Annotated in this window: 2 protein-coding genes; both read right to left on the reverse strand. The window is 73.0% G+C overall.

Annotated features, from left to right (window positions below):
- Positions 1–32: 32 nt before the first annotated feature.
- The gene (locus K228_RS0124830) at positions 33–659 is read right to left on the reverse strand and encodes a hypothetical protein (protein WP_025620777.1); all 627 of its coding nucleotides are present in this window, start codon (positions 657–659) and stop codon (positions 33–35) included.
- A 105-nt stretch (positions 660–764) separates the two neighbouring features.
- Positions 765–1,667 carry a hypothetical protein gene (locus tag K228_RS30555; RefSeq protein ID WP_025620778.1) on the reverse strand — a complete coding sequence of 301 codons (903 nt, stop codon included), beginning with the start codon at positions 1,665–1,667 and terminating at the stop codon, positions 765–767.
- Between the last annotated feature and the right edge of the window lie 71 nt (positions 1,668–1,738).

Genomic DNA, 1,738 nt, shown 5'->3' on the forward strand with positions numbered 1-1,738 from the left:
GGGGTTGAGGCGGGAGCGGCAGTGTCGGCAGGTCACGGTGCGCCTCCCGTGACCGTGCCGAGCGGCCAGATGTGCCGTACGCCCTCCACGCCCCCGGGGCATCGGCAGTCGGGGGTGTGTCGGCAGTCGGCAGTGCATACGACGGTGCGGGCGGCGGCGGGTCCGGCGGTGGTCACCTCGAGGGAACGGCGCTGGCATCCGGGGCACTCGCCGGGAATACGCGTGCGGTAGGGCGGTTGGTTGAGCCAGCCGCGGGCCAGCTCGTCCTCGTCGGCGAGGTGCGAGGCGAGGAGGGTGAGGGCGCGGGGTGGGAGGGTGAGGGCGGGTAGGGCGGTGAGGATGCGCTCCAGCGGGTCGCGGCCGGCCGGGAGCCGGTACATGCCGGCGAGCCACGTCAGCCGGCCGTCTAGGCGTTGGATCCGCTGCGCCCACGTCTGCACAAGCGGTGGGGGCCGGTCGGCGGTCAGCGTGGCCACCGGGTCGGCGTGTCCGCCGATCGGGTGGATGGTGCCGTGGATGGGGCTGCGCAGGATGGGGGCGGCGTCGGTGAGGGTGTCGCCTCGCTGCCGGGCCTCGGCGGCAGCGAGCGCGCCCAGCTGTTGCATGGCGGTGTGGATGGACCAGGCGGCGGCGGTGGCGTGCAGGTGGTGCGGTGTCACTGGGCGGCCTCCCACAGGCAGCGCTGGACGTAGTCAGTTCCACGGGGGTGGCGTGGTTTCGCTGGTGAGACCCGATCGGAGCGATCGGAGCGCATCCATCGCCAGTCATCGGGTTGCAGCCAGCCGAGGTAGTTCATCGGCTGCTGCGGTAGGGGTCGGGCTGGCGGGCGTCGGCCGGGGTGATGAGGCCTGCATGCCGATTGGGGGGCATGTGGTGTCGCGGTCCCGCTCGGGGTCTACGCGGGCCTGTGCGTGGCTCTCAGCGGGCTTGGCGGCACCCTGCGTGCTGCCGGCGGCGGTGCTGTGGTCCGGGCAGAGCACCGTGAGGCCGCGGAGGCGTATCCAGCCGCGGTCCTGTGGGCCGACATCTGCGTGGTAGGTGCGCGGGCATCCCGGGTAGACGCAGTGGCGGATCAGGGTCCCCGCAGTGTCCTTCGACGCGCGAGTTTCGGCGGCGGTGATGAGGGTGACGAGGTGGCGGGCGAGGCCGTCGTGCTCGTCGGTAACGGCCCCGGGGTAGTGGGCGTCCCAGCGGTCGTACCAGCCTTCCAGGAGGTCACGGATGGCGTCTATGCGTTCGTCGGCGGTGCGGGCGGCGGTGAACTCCGCGGTGGAGTAGTCGAGGAACGCCTGCATGCCGATTGGGGGGCATGTGGTGTCGTAGTCCCGCTCGGGGTCTACGCGGGCCTGTGCGTGGCTCTCAGTGGGCGACACGGCACCCTGCGCGCCGCCGGCCGGGGAACCGGGGCGGGTGGCGTACCGCGCCCGCGCCCGGTCGATCCGCTCGACAGCATCGTCGAGGGTGGCACGGGTCTGGTCCCGGTCGGCGGCGAGCCGGTCGACCAGCTCGGCGGGCGTGGCGAGGGGGCTGTGGCAGCCGGCGCGGTTGAGGGCGGCCCACACGTCGGTGAGGGTTTCGAGCGCCTGCTGGCAGTCGTCGGGGGCGGTAATGGTGTGGTGGTCGTGGCGGCATTCGCCGTAGACGGGTAGGCGGGTGGGCTCAGGCATCGGTGGCTCCGTTGGGGATGTAACCGGCGTCGGCGAGCAGGCGTACGGCGGTGGCGCCGTCGAGGAGGACG

The sequence above is a fragment of the Salinispora cortesiana genome, from assembly GCF_000484695.1.
Classification (GTDB): Bacteria; Actinomycetota; Actinomycetes; order Mycobacteriales; family Micromonosporaceae; genus Micromonospora; species Micromonospora cortesiana.

Coding starts and splice junctions, on each gene's coding strand:
- K228_RS30555 (WP_025620778.1), bottom strand. CDS start 1,667: ATGCCTGAGCCCACCCGCCTACCCGTCTACGGCGAATGCCGCCACGAC.